This is a genomic window from Sediminibacillus dalangtanensis (assembly GCF_017792025.1).
GTDB lineage: Bacteria > Bacillota > Bacilli > Bacillales > Amphibacillaceae > Sediminibacillus > Sediminibacillus dalangtanensis.
Genome location: NZ_CP046956.1, coordinates 1,285,963 through 1,302,356, shown reverse-complemented (window position 1 = coordinate 1,302,356; position 16,394 = coordinate 1,285,963). Strand labels below are relative to the sequence as shown.

General features: G+C 44.4%; 13 protein-coding genes and 1 pseudogene. 5 read left to right on the top strand and 9 right to left on the bottom strand.

What is annotated here, in order from left to right; translation table 11 throughout:
- Entirely contained in the window at positions 1 to 297 is a 297-nt protein-coding gene (locus ERJ70_RS06630) for a spore coat protein (protein ID WP_209368073.1), read from the top strand.
- A gap of 787 nt (positions 298 to 1,084) precedes the next feature.
- Here the strand turns inward: ERJ70_RS06630 and ERJ70_RS06625 are convergent.
- The 5 genes from ERJ70_RS06625 to ERJ70_RS06605 all read right to left on the bottom strand — a co-directional run bounded on the left by ERJ70_RS06625 (position 1,085) and on the right by ERJ70_RS06605 (position 7,137).
- A complete protein-coding gene (locus ERJ70_RS06625; protein ID WP_209368071.1) occupies positions 1,085 to 2,665 on the bottom strand; it encodes an FAD-dependent oxidoreductase in 1,581 nt (526 codons plus the stop codon).
- A 71-nt stretch (positions 2,666 to 2,736) separates the two neighbouring features.
- Complete coding sequence (locus ERJ70_RS06620) at positions 2,737 to 3,660, bottom strand: aminoglycoside phosphotransferase family protein (RefSeq protein WP_209368069.1); 924 nt, start codon at positions 3,658 to 3,660, stop codon at positions 2,737 to 2,739.
- Positions 3,661 to 3,995: 335 nt separating this feature from the next.
- Entirely contained in the window at positions 3,996 to 5,180 is a 1,185-nt protein-coding gene (locus ERJ70_RS06615) for a M24 family metallopeptidase (protein ID WP_209369175.1), read from the bottom strand.
- 2 nt (positions 5,181 to 5,182) lie between these two features.
- Positions 5,183 to 6,160, bottom strand: a complete 978-nt coding sequence (locus ERJ70_RS06610) for a cyclodeaminase (RefSeq protein WP_209368067.1) — start codon at positions 6,158 to 6,160, stop codon at positions 5,183 to 5,185.
- Between the two features lie 2 nt (positions 6,161 to 6,162).
- Positions 6,163 to 7,137 carry a pyridoxal-phosphate dependent enzyme gene (locus ERJ70_RS06605; RefSeq protein WP_209368065.1) on the bottom strand — a complete coding sequence of 325 codons (975 nt, stop codon included), beginning with the start codon at positions 7,135 to 7,137 and terminating at the stop codon, positions 6,163 to 6,165.
- Positions 7,138 to 7,305: 168 nt separating this feature from the next.
- On the opposite strand from ERJ70_RS06605, the gene ERJ70_RS06600 reads away from it, so the two are divergent.
- From ERJ70_RS06600 to ERJ70_RS06590, 3 genes and pseudogenes are all read left to right on the top strand, one after another.
- A complete protein-coding gene (locus ERJ70_RS06600; RefSeq protein ID WP_209368063.1) occupies positions 7,306 to 8,292 on the top strand; it encodes an NAD(P)H-quinone oxidoreductase in 987 nt (328 codons plus the stop codon).
- A 206-nt stretch (positions 8,293 to 8,498) separates the two neighbouring features.
- Positions 8,499 to 9,155: pseudogene (locus ERJ70_RS06595) on the top strand (HAD family hydrolase).
- A 176-nt stretch (positions 9,156 to 9,331) separates the two neighbouring features.
- Positions 9,332 to 10,348, top strand: coding sequence for an LLM class flavin-dependent oxidoreductase (locus ERJ70_RS06590; protein WP_209368061.1), 1,017 nt, complete (start codon positions 9,332 to 9,334; stop codon positions 10,346 to 10,348).
- A 268-nt stretch (positions 10,349 to 10,616) separates the two neighbouring features.
- On the opposite strand, the gene ERJ70_RS06585 is transcribed toward ERJ70_RS06590, so the two are convergent.
- From ERJ70_RS06585 to ERJ70_RS06575, 3 genes are read right to left on the bottom strand one after another with little or no spacing between them, the layout of a single operon-like run.
- The gene (locus tag ERJ70_RS06585; protein ID WP_209368059.1) at positions 10,617 to 10,880 is read right to left on the bottom strand and encodes a DUF3006 domain-containing protein; all 264 of its coding nucleotides are present in this window, start codon (positions 10,878 to 10,880) and stop codon (positions 10,617 to 10,619) included.
- A 6-nt stretch (positions 10,881 to 10,886) separates the two neighbouring features.
- Complete coding sequence (locus tag ERJ70_RS06580) at positions 10,887 to 11,918, bottom strand: MBL fold metallo-hydrolase (RefSeq protein ID WP_209368058.1); 1,032 nt, start codon at positions 11,916 to 11,918, stop codon at positions 10,887 to 10,889.
- Positions 11,854 to 12,147, bottom strand: coding sequence for a hypothetical protein (locus tag ERJ70_RS06575; protein WP_209368056.1), 294 nt, complete (start codon positions 12,145 to 12,147; stop codon positions 11,854 to 11,856). Before ERJ70_RS06575 ends, ERJ70_RS06580 begins: the two co-directional genes overlap by 65 nt.
- 668 nt (positions 12,148 to 12,815) lie before the next feature.
- On the opposite strand from ERJ70_RS06575, the gene ERJ70_RS06570 reads away from it, so the two are divergent.
- Positions 12,816 to 14,351, top strand: coding sequence for a glycine betaine uptake BCCT transporter (locus ERJ70_RS06570; RefSeq protein WP_209368054.1), 1,536 nt, complete (start codon positions 12,816 to 12,818; stop codon positions 14,349 to 14,351).
- Positions 14,352 to 14,642: 291 nt separating this feature from the next.
- Here the strand turns inward: ERJ70_RS06570 and ERJ70_RS06565 are convergent, their stop codons facing one another.
- Entirely contained in the window at positions 14,643 to 16,361 is a 1,719-nt protein-coding gene (locus ERJ70_RS06565; RefSeq protein ID WP_245208138.1) for a CocE/NonD family hydrolase, read from the bottom strand.
- Positions 16,362 to 16,394: the final 33 nt, after the last annotated feature.

The window sequence follows — 16,394 nt, the reverse complement described above, 5'->3', positions numbered from 1 at the left end:
ATGACAAATATGCTGCAAAAAGTTGCTGGATTGAGTGGAATGACAGATCAAGTTATTGCTACTGATTTTTTGATTACCACAAAATCCGCTGTCCGGAATATGACTTTTGCGCTGACCGAGGCAGCAACTCCGGAAGTAAGAGATGTTTTACGTACACAACTGAACTACGCAATCGAAGCCCATGAAAAAATAAGCCAATATATGATCGACAAGGGCTATTATCATCCAAGTGATTTGGAAGAACAGCTTGAGGTCGACCTAAAAACTTCTAAAGCAGCATTAAAATTGGCTGATTAAGCGGCTTTTTAAGATAAAGAGATCTAAACATTACACACCAGCACGAATAAAAAAGGCCGGGACAAAAGCATGGCCATTTAAGAACAAACCGAACGAATTCTAAATGCCAATTAAATTCGTTCGGTTTGTATTTGTATACTCTCGTTTTATCCTGTTGTTTGTTGCGTGCTTCGAATCGCTACGGTAAGATACTACGCGTTCCACGGGCACGGCTTCAACTTCCTCCGAAAGCACCAACCGCTTTCTTGCGGGATTTTCAGCTCGTGCTGTTCCCGTCGGAGTCTCCGTATCTTGCCTTCGCTATGTTTTTGGGCTCTGATTTCCACACGATAGATGAACCGTATTTTTCTATTGGCTGATAGGTATCCAAACAGGGAAGAAAACGGAAAATCAGCATGGGGGGCCTTTATTCTTTAGAGATTGGACAATAGCATAAAAAGGCGACTTCCATGCAGCTCAGCTTTCTATCGTAAAGGCAATAGGCAAAACGAAAAACACATCCAAAGAGAAGGTATCTCGATCTAACGGAGGCAAGGTATGAAGACTCCAGCGGGATGAGCGCGAGCTGAAGATCCACTTGGCAAAGCGGTATGCTTTGCCAAGTTAGCTGAAGCCGTGCCGGCGGAAAGCGAAGTACCTTGCCGGAGGGGAAAGTTGCACTTTTCATAGGGTAAAACGTTTTGCTTTTTGCTCATCAAAAAAACCGAACGAATGGTAGTATCGTTCGGTTTTATTTTGGTCACGATGCTTTTGTCCCAGGCTCTATTCACTTTCGCGGACTTCAACATCAGTAACCTGAATCCTCCGAGAAAATATTATCGAAAAAGGTATGTTCATCTTTTTGGAGTGGCTTTTCGGCTGGTCCTTCGACCACTTCTCCAGTAAAAGAAAATCTGGATCCGTGACACGGACAATCCCACGTCCGGTCCCCATGATTCCAATTCACTTCACATCCCATATGCGTACAGGTCGTATCAACGACATGCACCTTCCCTTCTTCATCACGATATGCACCTTTCCGTTTCCCTTTAATCGTGACAGCCGCCCCCTGGTCCCTGGCTAAGTCATGGATTCTTTTAACAGGCAATTCAAGCTTGCCCTTGATTAAGTGCTTGGCTACGTCTACATTTTCTTTCACAAATTTTCTCGCGCTTGGATCGGCTTGGAATCGTGACGGGGCAAACAAGTTTCGGTATGGGGAGTGTCTATCCATCACGATATCCCTTAGCAGTCTTGCTGCTGCAGTCCCGCTTGTCATTCCCCATTTCCGGTATCCTGTTGCAATTAACACGTTTGGCTGCCCTGCAGTCACCTGGCCTATGTATGGAATTTTATCCAACGTCGTCAAATCCTGAGCCGACCAGCGGTAAAGTATATCGGTTGAATGCAAAACTTCCTCGCTGAAGGAAGCTAACGCTTTATAATATTCCAGTGTGTCCTTCCCCTGACCCGTTTTATGGCTCTCTCCTCCGACAAGCACAATGTTTTCTTTGCCAGCTGTTGCAGCGCGGAGGGAACGGCTCGGCTGATCCACACTTAAGTACATGCCGCCCGGATAGTCTTGTTTTGTCTTGACTGCTATCAGGTAAGAACGATCTGCATACATTCTTGTCGAGTAGAGTCCCGCTCCCTCATAAAAAGGAAAATGCGTACAGGCCAAAACATACTCCCCTGTCACACGAAAACCATCCCTTGTTAGCACTGCGGTTCCCTTATCTGTACGTTCCACATTTACAGCAGTTGTCTGTTCATAAATCTGCCCGCCTGATTTTTCAATCGTTTCAACAAGTTTGATTAGATACTGCAACGGGTGATACTGTGCCTGATTTTTCATCGAAAGGACATTTTCTACCTTTTGGTCAAACGGAATTTCGCTTTGCAATTCACCGCTGATCCCCAATTTTTGGTAGGCCTCGTACTCTTTCTCCAATTTATCGGCATATTCAGGCGTCGTAGCATACAAATACGCTTCTTGCCGGATAAATCCACAGTCGATATCATGATCTTTTACCGTTTTAGCGATAAATTCCAGTGCATCTGTGTTAGCCTCGTAATACTGCTTCGCTGCCTCTTCTCCAAAATGACGGATCAATTCATCATAGATTAAATTATGTTGGGCAGTTATTTTCGCGGTAGTGTGGCCGGTTGTTCCATTCATCAGCCGATCACCTTCCAGCAAAGCCACCTTCAAACCTTCCTGGATGAGCAAATAAGCGGCTGTTATTCCAGTAATGCCACCGCCAACGATAACGACATCGGCTTGTATATCTTCCTGTAAAGGAGAAAATTGCGGTATGTTTGAACTCTCCAGCCAGTAGGAGTCCGGAAACTTTGGCAATATTCCTTCCTTCTCACTTTTATCCACCATGGGTATCCCTCCAAGTAAAAACTATTTACCTTTATTGTTTACTTCGGAAGGCAGATTATACCATTTTTCGCCTAAATTAAACGGTTGGTGTACCAGACAGGCTTTACCAGATTAAAATAGTGATGTTCTTGCTGGACAGTCATCAAGCGCTTGAGCATTTGTTCCAGGTTTTCCGGAGAGAACCGAACCGTCCATACTACAGAAGAAAACATTGCCATTGCGAGATAGACAGCATATAAGGTCCAAAAATCATCTGGTATCTTCCCATGAAAATAACCTTCCAGCTGCCCGATTGCAAAAGGGATACTCGTTTCCCGCTGAAACAAGCCCATTTTGACAAAGTCATGATAAGGATCGCCCCAATCATAATTATCAAAATCAATGATACCAGCAAGCTTCCCGTTATTCAGAATGATATTTTCCAAGTGAAAATCATCATGTTGAAATCGATTTGGACGGTCCTTTAACAAATGCTTATGTTCCTCAATAAAATCAATGATTTGCTGCTCGTTTTTTATTTTCACACCTGTCTCCCAATAAGCGTTCAGGTACTTGTAATGCTTGGCTATTGACCGGTCATGCCAGCTGCCGATATGTTCGGGCGCCCTAAGATTATGAATCTTGGCTAATTGCTTACCTGCTGCTTCCCCGACAACAAATTGATTCTGTTCGGAGAGGTGAGGAATTTCTTCTCTAGCATCCTCCCCCTCCAAAAAGGAATAAATCGAATAACAGCTTTTCCTATCGTCTAGTAGACCAACCTCGACGGGAATGGGTGCTCTCACTCCCATTTCTATCATTTTCTTTAATAACCGAAACTGCCTCCTTTTCTTCTCGTAATCCTGCTTATCGGCAAAGCACAGCAAGTACTTTTCCCTTTCAGCTTGTATGAGAAATTTACTGTCAGCGGAAAACCCTTTTGTTAGTTTCTTGATGTTTTTCGCTTTTGGAACCGACCTTATTTCCGCCCAGAACTTTTCTATGTATTTTTCCATAGCTTACCCCCTACTGGCTGTATTCTTGGAATGTTTAACAGGCATTGAAACCGTTCCAGCTTATAAAATAGAGCCTTGTTAACCAAAATTCGCCAATTAATCCTTGTTTTCCTTTTGTCTTTAGCAATTAACGTTACTTTGTTAACAGAAAAAGAGTGACTTGGAACTAATCCCTCGTCACCATCTTGGAATAAACCAGAGATAAAGTTTCCATCATTGTCATCTACGGAAAGGGATTACACAGGGACCAAGACCGCCAGGCACCAAAGGAATACCGTTCTTACATAGCAAGAGTCTGCCCCCCATCGAAACTTTAGGGAGACAGACCCTTTCACTCACTTCACAAAAAGTTTTCTTGGAAAATCCGTCAACGTAGCACATCCTGTTTCGGTAACCTGAAACGTCTCACTGATTTCTACTCCGTAGCTGTCAAACCAAATTCCCGGAATCATATGAAAAGTCATGTTTGGCCGAAGTATCGTCTTGTCCCCGGCGCGGATACTTGCTGTATGCTCGCCCCAATCAGGCGGATAGCTTAGGCCTACAGAATAACCAATTCGCGAATCCTTGAGAAAACCATGTTTTGCGATTGATTTCCTCCAAACTTCCTCTATTTCCTCACAGGTCGAGCCCGGTTTCACTGCATACAGGGCTTCATTCAATCCTTCTACGACGACCTCAGCCAAATCCTTTACTTTATCCATTGGTTTTCCGAGGTTAACTGTCCGCGCCAACGGAGCATGATAGCGTTGATAACAACCTGCTAGTTCGACAATCACCGTATCTTTTGCCTTGTAAGGCTGGTCCGACCAGGTGATATGCGGGGAAGAAGTCTTTTTTCCTGCAGGCAGAAGCGGAACGATGGCGGGGTAATCACCACCGAAGCTGGAAGTGCCACTGATTTGGGCATGATAGATGTCGGCCACCGCATCGTTTTCCCTCCGGCCAGGCTCGATTGCTTCCATCGCTCTCTCCATTGCCCGCCCGGCAATCTTTGCCGCTTTTTGCATCATACTAATTTCTTTGTCCGACTTGATCATCCGTAAATAATTGATTAGGAGCGTTGCATCGAGGAATACTGCATTGGGAAGCCCTGTTTCCAGTTGTTTCAACGCTTTTGCGGTGAAATAATAGTTTTCCATTTCGACACCGATCCGGCAGCTTCCTTTCCCCATTTTAACTAGAACGCGGGCAATTGCGTCCATAGGATGCAGAATCGGTGACTGAATATAGTCGTCGTTATAAAATAAAATATGCTGATGTTGAAGCCAGGTCGTTTCTTTCGCTGCATTGGCATCCTGCTTGCGGCCAATCCAACGAGGCTCTTCCTCATCAGGAAGGACAACGACCATTTGGTGAACGTAAAAAGACCACGCATTATACCCGGTCAGATAATTCATGTTGGATGGATTGGTGATCAGCAGCACTTCGATACCATCAATCGCCATCTGTTCCTTGGTGCGCTTCACGCGTTCTTTATACTCTTCCTTTGTAAACACGACCTGCTCCCCGCCTTCCATTTTCAATACACCGTACCTGCGTTGCTTTTGCTTAGCAATTCATAGGCATAAGCGGCAATCATCGTGTCTTGAACACCGGTACCAGTTAAATCACAAACGGTTATGGCGTCTTTCTCCCTCCGGACCGGCTTCGCTCCGGAGACTATCGCTCCTATTTCTTCGACAGGCGTTTGAGAATCCAGCACCTTTGCTTCATAGGCATGATGAAGCTCCCCTAAGCGGCTGCATTGCGATTTGCTGTCACAGACAATTCTATCTGCTTTTTTAAAAATTGCTGGGTCCAATTCGTTTTTGTGTTCGGCGTCCGCTCCTATCGCCGTAATGTGCAGACCGGGGTGTAGCCATTCAGCCTGAATCAATGGGGACTCAGCCGGAGTGGTGGTTATCAGAAGACCACAATTCCGTACAACCTCTTCCGCTGTCTCGCAGACAATCACTTCCCCACTGTAAATGTATCTGATATCTGCTAAAAATTTACGAACATGGTCGACATTCCGTCCATGGACAAACAGTTTGGAAAACTGTCGGACTAGCTGTAATGCTTCCAGCTGATAGCGTGACTGGGCACCTGTCCCGATCAATCCTACTGCCTCCACCGTCTCATTTGCCAAAAGATCAGCTGCGACAGCTCCTGCAGCTGCTGTACGTAAATGCGTTAGGTAACCATTATCCAACAGAACAGCAAGTGGTACGCCTGTTTCCGCACTAAATACTAGCATCATGCCATTCCCACTCGGAAGTCCTAATCGATGATTTTCGAAGAAACCGGTCGACATTTTCACCGCAAACTGATTCATACCGTGTACATAAGCGGATTTAATATCGATTTCGCCCTGCTGTTCAGGAAAATCGATGCGCATAATCGGAGGCATTGCCACTTCTCCTTCAAACAGGTGGGCGAATCCTGTCTCGACTGCTTTCACTATTTGAAGATTCTGTTGAATATGCGCTCTTATTTGTGCTTCCGTACATACAATCATCCCTATCCCTCCTCCTTTGCCGCATAAAATTGCTGCCAATCGAGATTATTTCCGGTAACTAAGATAACAGTGGATTGTTTCATGGCAGACTGTTCGGTTAACACGGCAGCAACCCCAGCAGCTCCGGCTCCCTCCGCGACAATCCGTTCCTGTTCCATTAAGAAGGTCATCGCTTTGACGATGTTCCGATCTGAAAGAAGAATCATTTGATCCATATATTGCTGTACCATCGTAAAAGTATAGTGATTTTCCAGATTGATTCCGCCCAGTAAACTATCCGCTATCGTGTTTTTTTCCGGTACCTCGATGGGTTTTCCCTCTCTAAGGCTCTCATGCATTGCAGATGCCGCTTGGATGGATACACCAGTGACCTGAACATCTGGTTTTAGTTGTTTCAATGCAAATCCGATCCCGGCTATCAATCCTCCCCCAGATACTGGAATGATCACCTCCTCCAGTCCCGGTAAGTCTTCTAATATTTCCAGAGCAATCGTTCCCTGCCCCGCTATAATGTCCCGATCATCGAATGGCGGTATAACCGTCAGGCCATCGTGCTCCTGTAACTGCTGGCAACGTTTGGCTGCATCATCTTGACCATCACCTACTATCTCAATCTTCGCTCCCAGCCTTTGAAGTGCAGCTACTTTTGCATGCGGCACACGGTTGGAGATACAAATCACGGCCGGTATGGACAGTTCCCGGGCGATAAATGCTACAGCCATGCCATGGTTGCCTGTTGAATAGGTGGTGACCCCCTGCTTGCACTGTGTTTCGGTAAGCTGCAGCATTTTGTTTGCTGCTCCCCGTATCTTAAAGGAGCCCACTTCATTGATTGTTTCTAATTTTAAATATGCCTCAATCCCTGCAAGCTCCGAAAGGGCAGGTGCTTTAAGGAGCGGAGTTTTCCCGATAAGCTCCGCTATTCGATTGTGGGCCAGGCGGATATCGCTTAATGCCACTTCTTGATTGCTGTTCATCCAGGACTTCCCTCCAAATGGTCATTTCTACATTTATATATCGCGTCCAACCCGTCTATGCTTGTGAATCCATATCCAGCCGGTTCAAATTTTTCCCGTTGGCTGAGGGCTGTGATAGGATAAAAACGATAGAAACCATTAAAATAATGGGATAAAGGAGTTTTTACGATGCGAGTTATCACAGTCAAGCAGCCAGGTGGCGCTGAACAACTCCAGCTAAGTGAACGTCCGGAACCGGAACTGAATTCCGGTGAATTGTTGATCAAGGTAAAGGCAGCTGCCATCAACCGAACAGATATCATCAATCGACAGTCCTCTTCCGGTTATTTAGACTTTGATGTATTAGGTATTGAAGTAGCAGGTGTAGTCGAGACAGCAGGAAGTGACACAGGGATCGAACCCGGTACAAAAGTAATGGGACTGGTAAATGGCGGAGGGTACGCTGAATACGCTGTTATGCCTGCAGAACGGGCAATGATCATTCCTGATAACCTGTCTTTTGAAGAAGCAGCAGCAATACCGGAAGTGTTTTTAACTGCTTACCAAACATTATTCTGGCTGGGAGAACTGAAGGATAAAGAAACCGTCCTGATTCACGCAGGTGGGAGTGGAGTCGGAACTGCCGCCATTCAATTGGCCAGGCAGCTTGTAGACGCTCATATCATTACAACTGCAGGTTCCAGCGAAAAGCTTGATTTTTGCAAGTCCTTAGGTGCTGACACCACCATCAACTATAAAGAGCAGGACTTTGACAAAGAAGTGCTGGCCGCCACCGACCAGCGTGGAGCAGCAGTCATTCTTGATTTCATCGGTGCTTCGTATTACCGGAAAAACCTGAATAGCATTCAAACCGATGGCCGGTGGATCTTAATCGGCTTGTTAGGTGGGGCACAGCTGGAAAACGTTAACTTAATGGAATTGATGAGCAAACGGGTTCAATGGAAGGCAACCCTGCTTACTCCAAGGTCTGATCACTATAAAGCTGAACTAACAAAAGACTTTGCTGGAAGAGTACTGTCTTTGTTTGAACAAAACAAATTAAGACCGATCATTGATAAAGTGTTTCCAATGGAAGAGGTTCAAGAGGCACACCGCCGCATGGAGAGCAATCAAAACATTGGTAAAATCATTTTAAAAATGGATGAATCAGATTGATTATAATGGAAGCGGATCTCCGGGATTCGCTTCTATTTTTGTTAAGGCCCAAATAATCATTTGTCATTTTATGTTAAAATAAAAAAAGATTTCGTTGTTGTTTGTTCTATAACGTAATACCTTTAAACAGAAATGAACAGGATGAAGCACTAGAGATTCTTCTATTAGGAGAAAGGCTGTGAAGTTGTTTGAGAGGCTATAAAGCAATTCTATTTGATTTAGATGATACCTTGCTTAATAGGGATATGGCAGTAGAGAGAATGTTTTTAATGATTTTAGAAAAATGTTATGAGGATGTAATACATTCAAAATAATACGAAATGCTTCATCAATTTAAAGAATGTGACAAAAAAAGCTATGGCCATAGTGATAAAACAAAGGTTTTGAAATCCTTTTTTGATGAATTTCCACCAACATATAAAATACCACGTAACTACTTTCAAGATTTTTGGAATGAGCATTTCCCTTATTGTTTTTCCATAAATCAAGCTACTATAAATATCTTACATACATTAAAGAAACAAATGAAAATTGCTATTATCACAAACGGGACGACTCAGCGGCAAAAAGCAAAAATAATAAACACTGCTTTAAACCGTTGCTTTGATACGATTATTATTTCTGAGGAAGTGGGTTACAGTAAACCTGACATACGCATATTTCAATTAGCATTAGATAAGCTTCATGTGCACCCGGAAGCTGCATTATTTGTTGGAGATGACCTGGAAAAAGATATTGCCGGTTGTCAAAATGCAGATATGAAGGGCATATGGTTCAATCCTCATGCCAAAAAGAATAATATCGATATAAAGCCATATGCCGAAATCGGTTCTTTAGAAAGATTATCTAATTTTTTACCATAGTTAAATATTCATTGCTGTTTATCTTTATTTCTCCATACTCCATACAGACTTCTCTTCTCAAACCATCGAAGTCTAAAACGCAGCAACCTATCTACCCACGAAACAGAATATTGGACGGTATTGGTGATTAGCCGTATGATTTAGTGGCAGTGATTTACAAAAGGAGTGGGAATGTAATGACTACCAATCAGGCAACGTTTTTCAACAATATACCATTGTCGGTTCTCGACCTTGCGCCCATCAATGAAGGCAGCAATGCGGGACAATCCTATAAAAACACAGTCGATTTGGCTCAGCATGTAGAAAAGTGGGGATTCAACCGTTACTGGCTGGCTGAGCATCATAACATGCCGGGGATTGCCAGCTCGGCTACTTCTGTAGTAATTGGCCATGTAGCAGGCGCTACCGACCGTATCCGGGTCGGTTCTGGAGGCGTCATGCTGCCGAACCATGCAAGTTTAGTAATCGCCGAACAGTTCGGAACACTGGAATCCCTGTATCCAGGACGGATTGACCTTGGCTTGGGACGCGCCCCCGGAAGTGACCAGGCAACTGCTTATGCTCTTCGACGCACCTTGAATACAACACCAGAGGACTTTCCCCAGCAGGTGGAAGAATTGGAAAGTTACTTTGATGAAAATTCTTCGGCGAGGGTTCGCGCTTATCCGGGAACAGGACTAAATATCCCGATTTGGCTGCTTGGTTCCAGCGGATTCAGCGCCAGATTGGCTGCAATGAAGGGATTGCCGTTTTCATTTGCCAGTCATTTTTCACCAGATTACACCCTTCCTGCCTTGAAAATTTATCGTGATCATTTTCAACCGTCGGAAAACATGGACAAACCATATGCCATGCTCGGGGTAAATATCGTGGCTGCCGATACGGACGAACGGGCTCAGTACTTGGCAACTTCCCAACAACAGCAATTTTTGAGCATTACACGCGGCCAGCCATCCAGACTGCAGCCGCCAGTGGAAAACATCGACGACTTATGGGCTCCACATGAAAAGGCAGCCGTAGCAAAAACGCTCGAATCACCTGCTTCTATTATCGGTGGTCCGGAAACAGTGAAACAAAAATTGGAGGAATTCATCAAGGAAACAGAAGCCGATGAGCTGATCATCAATTCTCAAATCTTCCATCACAAAGACCGGCTGCGTTCCTATGAAATTGTTGGAGAATTAATGAAATAGGTAATACAACAAAATAGAACCAGGCGATTATTGCCCAAAAAACCATCAGCGTTCTTTTCATACGCTGATGGTTTTTATACACCCAGTGATCGACGGACGTTTGGCTTTGGACCGGAGCAAGAAGAAATGCCCTTTACATGACGGCTGGCCATACATTACAGCCATGCCTGTCAAAGTCAAAGCTTGATTTCACCACTTTCCGAGTCGCTGCTCTGCGCAGTGTCTATCTAACAAGCAGGCTTGGGCTGCTGCTCAAGTTTCCTTTCAATTATTTCCGCTTAAATTTACTTCCTCTTGACCGGGAACGCACCTGGTCCCTTAGTGCTTCCGAGTTCTCTTGACGGTTTGACGTCTTTCGCTTATCAATTCGGATGTTTGCTATGTCACCTTCTTGGACAGTAAATTCCAACCAGTCGTTTACTTTTACTCCTTTAGGAAGCAGCCTTACATCTATTACAAATTCCTTGCCCTCTTCTTCCACAAGAATAACGGCAAACTTCTCGTCTTCGATACGATCCAACATACCTTTCATGCTTAATCATCCTCCTACACAAGCAATGCCTTGATCCTTGATGTCTTTAAGTCGGGAAGGGCCAATACCACTGACTTCTGTCAATTCATCGATTGACTGAAATGGGCGTCCATCTATTACATCCTGTGCCCGCTCCGGCCCAATATGGATAATTTCCTGGATTTGTTCTGAACCGGCGCTATTAATGTCGATGCATTGTCCCTCCGTGTCTTGTCCTGCTTCTACTGCTGACTCTGATTCGGCTTCCCGTTCTGTCTTTTCCTGCAGATTTGACTGCCCGGCTTTGATTTCTCCATTTTCATGAGTGGTCACTTGATACGATGATCCATCCGTTGTCACCATGATGGTTCCATGGGCATCGGTTCCGTATAAATCCGCTCCCACATTCCGGACACGGTCTATCACTTCCTGATGGGGATGTCCATATTGGTTTTCGTTACCTGCACTATAAATGGACAATTCAGGAGAGACTGCTTCCAAAAAAGCTTGGCTTGTTGACGTATTGGAACCGTGGTGTCCCAACTGAAGTATTTCTGCTTCCAGATTTGTTGCACTGTCGATCATTTCCTGTTCCTGTGCTTTTTCCGCATCGCCGGTAAAAATAAAATCAATGTCTCCATAGGACATTTTAAAAGCGAGCGATTCCTGATTCGTTTCTCCGGATATCGAGGCTGGATAAAGGACTTCGACCTGCAGATCACCAATGTCAAAAATATCTCCCATACGCGGTTCTTCATAACCTGTCTGAGTGGAATCGATTGCTTCCATGACCCGTTGGTACGTATCCGATGTGCTTGTGTTTCCAGACATCCATACTTCCCCAACTTCAAACTGACTGACCACTTTATCAAGTTGGCCAATATGGTCAGCGTCAGGATGTGTTCCGATAGCTATGTCGATTTGAGAAATACCTTGAGAATGTAAATAGTCGACTACATCCTTGTTATCCCAGTCTCCAGCATCGAGCAATATCTTATAAGAACCAAACAAAAACAGTGTTGCATCGGCCTGGCCTACATCGATAAAATGAACCTGCATTTCCGGAAGGGAGCTGGAGTGTGTCAGTTTCTTCAGCAGCTGCTTCCTTTGCTGTACCTTCTTGTTCAGCGTCTGTTTCTTTTGAAGATTGCTCTGGCTTATCTCCCGTTTCTTCTGTTTGCTGATTATCCTGTTTGTCTGTGGAATTCGAATCTAGCTGCCCTGTACCACATCCTCCAGCAATCAGCAAGAACAGGAAGGCAATAAAATACAAACATTTCTTTTTCAATCAAATTCCCCCTCAAAGCTGCATTTTACCACTCATTTCTCCTTTTCACTATGGAAGTAAGACGTAAATTCTGATTCAGGTAAAACTTCCCTATTTGATAGCCTCCAAGCATTTGCATTATGAGGGGATCAATTACTGCATTTTTTGGACAAAAGCGCAAGCGCCTGTTCAAAGGAGTACAGGCTAAAGCCGCCACGTCCTGTGGCAACGCCTGCATGATCACATCGTTTGGGCCTCCGACAAGTTTAAGCAAAAACCTCGAAGTGGCGGCCTTTTGCCACACAGAGGACTTGCTTAAGACCTCGAGGCGGTAGAAGCTAGACATCTCTGAAATTTATACTTTCTTATCTTTTAAAAAAGTACTTTCTGAATATACTTCTCATTATTTTGTACACAGCTGTTTCCCATACCGAAGCCGGGAGCAGCTGAAAGGGAAGTTTCTAACAGATACATAAAAGTGAATCAGCTTATAAAAAAAGATTTAATGCTAAATATAAAGGAAATGGCATAACATAGCAGGCTGTATTTATCTAAACATGTTTTTTAATGTTTTCAGCACACATTTTCCGTTTTTTCTCTTGCCACAAGGGTACAGTCTATTAGAGTGCCTTCGTGAAGTATTGCATACTCTTTTTTAAAATTTGTTTCAAGGAAGGAGCTAGAACAAAATGTGGAATAAATTCACACCCGTGTTTAAAGTATCGGCTGGAATTATGTTAGTTTTAGTCATCTTTGGTGTGGCTTGGCCTGACGGTCTAGAGACGGCCACCACTAATATCCAGGCTTTTATTGCCAACAAATTTGGCTGGTATTACTTAATCGTTGTAACCTTGTTTGTGATTGTTTGTTTAGTTCTATTAATCAGCCCTGTCGGCAGAATCAAACTTGGCAAACCGGATGACAAACCGGAATTCTCCAGAGCAACCTGGATTGCCATGCTGTTCAGTGCCGGAATGGGGATTGGGTTAGTGTTCTGGGGAACAGCAGAACCGATCAGTCACTACGCCACTAGTTCACCGACAGGAGAAATAGGAACACAGCAAGGCATTAAAGATGCCCTGCGTTTTACGTTTTTTCATTGGGGGATTCATGCCTGGGCAATTTATGGAATTGTAGCCCTTGTACTCGCCTATTTCAATTTTCGTCATGATCGCTCAGGATTAGTAAGCTCGACTTTACAGCCATTGATTGGAAAAACAGCTGAAGGAAATACTGGAAGAGTAATCGATATTCTTGCCGTTATTGCCACCGTCATGGGGGTTGCGACTACACTTGGTTTTGGTGCCGTTCAAATAAACGGTGGATTGTCTTATCTTTTTAATATACCGGTAAATATCGTTATTCAGGTTATTATTGTCGTTATCGTCACAGTGTTGTTCATGTTTTCAGCTTGGACAGGTCTCAGCAAAGGAATACGTTATCTGAGTAATGCCAACATGGTACTAGCTGTAATTTTATTTGGTATGATTTTTGTGATGGGACCGACATTATTCTTGTTGAACATATTTACCAATACATTAGGATCTTATGTACAGCACTTACCAGGGATGAGTTTCCGAATAGCACCTCTTGATCCAGATATCCGTCAATGGATCAATGATTGGACCATCTTTTACTGGGCATGGTGGATAGCCTGGTCACCATTCGTCGGTATCTTCATCGCCCGCGTATCAAGAGGACGTACCATTCGGGAATTTGTTTTCACCGTTCTGCTTGTACCATCTATAATCGGTTTTCTCTGGTTTGCTACTTTCGGCGGTACGGCTATATCACTTGAGCATGAAGGAATAGCCAAAATTTCCGAGTTGGCAACAGAAGAATCCTTATTCGGCGTGTTTTCCAACTATCCGTTCGGGATGGTCGCTTCGATCATAGCCATGATTCTGATCGGTACGTTCTTTATTACGTCAGCAGACTCTGGTACATTCGTACTTGGCATGATGACGACAGGCGGTTCTCAAAATCCGGGACACTTTATCAAGCTTACATGGGGTGTATTGCTTTCAGCTACTGCACTGGCACTCTTATACACCGGCGGATTGCAGGCTTTGCAAAACACCATGATCATTGCAGCCCTGCCATTCTCGATCATCATGCTGCTGATGACAGCAAGCTTCGTCAAATCACTATATCGGGAGTCGCGTGAGCTAGGCATTGGCCGCATTAACCAAGGTAAGAAAAATAAAAACAAAAAACAGGGATGATAAGAGCCTGTGACAAAAGCATCATGACCAAAATAAAAACCGAACGATCCACCATTCGTTCGGTTTTTTTGATGAGCAAAAAGCAAACATTTCACCCTATGAAAAGTGCCACTTCCCCCTCTGGCAAGGTACTTCGCTTTCCGCGGGAACGCATAGTATCTTGCCGGAGCGATTCGAAGCACGCAACAAACAACAGGATAAAAGAGAATATACAAATATAACCGAACGAATACGATTGGCATTTAGGATTCGTTCGGTTTTTGCTTTGTCACCATGCTTTTGTCACGGCCTCTATATTTTTGTTGGAATTACTGGTAGTAAAATGTACGATGGATAATTTTCGTCATGGTAGATAGTCTGACTGGCCGGAAGCATTACTTCGGAATCTATCGTTGTTTTCCCTGTATTTGGATTGACATCATACCGCGGAAAGTTGCTTGATGAAATTTCCAGTCGGATGGAATGACCCGGCAGAAAGACATTGCTCGTCGCCCAAAGATCCAGTTGATAACGAATGGCACCAATCTCCGATTCCTGGCATGTATCTCCTCGGACTATCCCATCTGCTAGATTGAAAGCCTTCCCGTCCGGCCAAACGTCGACAAGTTTTGCGGTAAAGTCAGTTGAAACAGCATCGGTTGCTGCCCATAGCACCACCTCTATCGGACCTGTCACCTCTAAAGGTTCCTTCAATGCTTCGGATGTATATACAAAGACATCCTTTCTCGCCTCAACTTCGTTCTGATCACACGGACCTGCATTTTCTCCCTTATAAAATAAGCCGTTTCCTCCAACCGTAGGTACTGGATTGGACGGATCATAGCAGAATTGATCGGTTGGCTCCTCTTGCGGTTTGGTGGTCGAAAGAGTACCAGACTCTAAACCCGCCTTGCCATTGCTGTGGAGATAATACGGGATATAGCGAGTCCGTGCAAGCGGCCATTCTTTTTCTTCACGCCATTTATCGATGCCCATCACAAATAATTGAACCGGCGCACTTTCTCTCCCAGAAGCAGAAGTGGTGGCCTTCAACTTTTTGTCAAACCATTCTATATGCAAGGCAGTAATGTCTCGTTCTTCATCCATCCAATCTCCTGCTGCATGGGCTCCAAAGAAACGTTCCCCTTGAGCAGCAGAAAAATCGCCGTGTCCCCATGGGCCGATGATTAGGCGCTGCTCTTCTCCGGCTTTGCACATTTCCTGAAAATTTTCCAAAGTAGAACCGAGAAAACAGTCATACCAGCCAGCTAGATGATATGCGGGCAGTTCAAGAGAAGATAATTGATGTTTTATCGAAGCTTTACTTTGGGCCTCATTGGATATTTCCTGGGTAATAAATTGTTGATACAAAGATAGGACCGGGTGGAGATTCCTCAAAGGCGGCCACTCCGTTAGCGGGACATGATGAAAAGTATCATTGATATGGTGCAATGCTGACTCTATATCTTTCCTGACAAAAGGATAGTCATCCGGACATTCCCTGTGAATTAAATCTGGAGCGACCGAATCAAGCATCCACGTTGCAAATAACCCATATTCCAATGCTCCTTGCCGAAACAGCATATCTTCATTTAGACTGCTTCCGGTCTGAGCGGGGAAAATCGCTTTTAAGGACGGTGGTGATTCCGCCGCGGCAAACAGCTGGGTAAAGCCATAATAGGATAAACCGAACATACCGACCTTGCCATCACAATAAGGTAGGTTCGCAGCCCATTCCACCGCATCGTAACCATCTTCTCCTTCATGGATGAATGGAACAAATTGCCCTTCGGATGAAAAACGACCGCGGACATCCTGGATGATCACCACATATCCGGCCGCTGCCAAGCGGAAAGGATCCACATATCGGTGAGAAAAATCTACGAGATTTTTATTGTACGGATGCCTTGTCAGCAATACAGGGTAACTGCCTTCCCGGTCCGGGCGATATACATTTGCGTATAAGGTCACGCCATCGCGCAGCCGGCAGGGCACGTCTTTTTCGAATACGACAGGTGCAGTTTTCGGCACTATTACCACCTCTATCATTTATTTTATATAGAG